This window comes from Streptosporangium minutum (assembly GCF_002149035.1).
GTDB classification, from domain to species: domain Bacteria; phylum Actinomycetota; class Actinomycetes; order Streptosporangiales; family Streptosporangiaceae; genus Streptosporangium; species Streptosporangium minutum.
In genome coordinates this window covers 1-951 of record NZ_NGFP01000519.1, presented here as the reverse complement: position 1 = coordinate 951, position 951 = coordinate 1, and the positions used below count along the sequence as shown (strand labels likewise).

The following is a 951-nucleotide window of genomic DNA, read 5'->3' as shown; positions in this document are numbered from 1 at the left end:
CGGATCTCCCAGCAGGACGATGCGCTCGCGGGTGAGCTCCACCTCCGGGTCGGGGACCGGCACGGCCGACAGCAGGGCGCGGGTGTAGGGGTGGGCCGGGGCGGTGTAGACGGACTCACGCGAGCCGATCTCCACGACGCGGCCGAGATACATCACCGCGACCCGGGCGCACATGTGCCGCACCACCGACAGGTCGTGGGCGATGAACAGGTACGCCAGCCCCAGCTCGCGCTGGAGGTCGACGAGCAGGTTGACGATCTGGGCCTGGATCGACACGTCCAGCGCCGACACCGGCTCGTCGCAGACGATCAGCCTGGGCCGGGACGCCAGCGCCCGGGCGATGCCGATGCGCTGGGCCTGCCCGCCGGAGAACTCGTGCGGGTAGCGGTCGGCGTGCTCGGCGCCCAGCCCGACCCTCTCCAGGAGCTCGATCACGCCGCGCCGGTCCAGCAGCCTCAGCGGGCCGGAGACGATCCGCTCGACGGTCTGGCGGGGGTTGAGCGACGCGGACGGATCCTGGAAGATCATCTGGATGTCGCGGCGGAGCGGGCGCAGGGCGCGCGGGCCGAGGTGGGTGATGTCGCGGCCGTCGAAGGTGACGGTGCCGCCGGTGGGTTCCAGCAGACGGACGATCATCCGTCCGGTGGTGGTCTTGCCGCAGCCGGACTCCCCGACCAGGCCGAGGGTCTCGCCCGGCCGCACGTCGAAGGTGACGCCGTCCACGGCCTTCACCCCGTTCCGCCCGCCGAAGGTCATCCGCAGATCCCGTACGGCCAGCAGCGGCGTGGTCCGGCTCGCGGTGTCCGGCCCGGTGAGGAGTTGTTCGGTCATCGCCGGCCTCCGGGGATGTCGATGAGATGGCAGGCCGTCCGGTGAGTCGCGCCGCCGGGACCGGCGGGGCGCGGCTCGGGGGCCTCGGTGACGCAGGCGTCGTCGGGGGCGGCGGCGTAG

1 protein-coding gene is annotated in these 951 nt (G+C 73.1%); it reads right to left on the bottom strand.

Going from position 1 to position 951, the window contains the following annotated elements:
- Positions 1–831: ABC transporter ATP-binding protein (locus tag CA984_RS44150; RefSeq protein WP_086579172.1), on the bottom strand; the 831-nt coding region annotated here is incomplete at its 3' end.
- Positions 832–951: the final 120 nt, after the last annotated feature.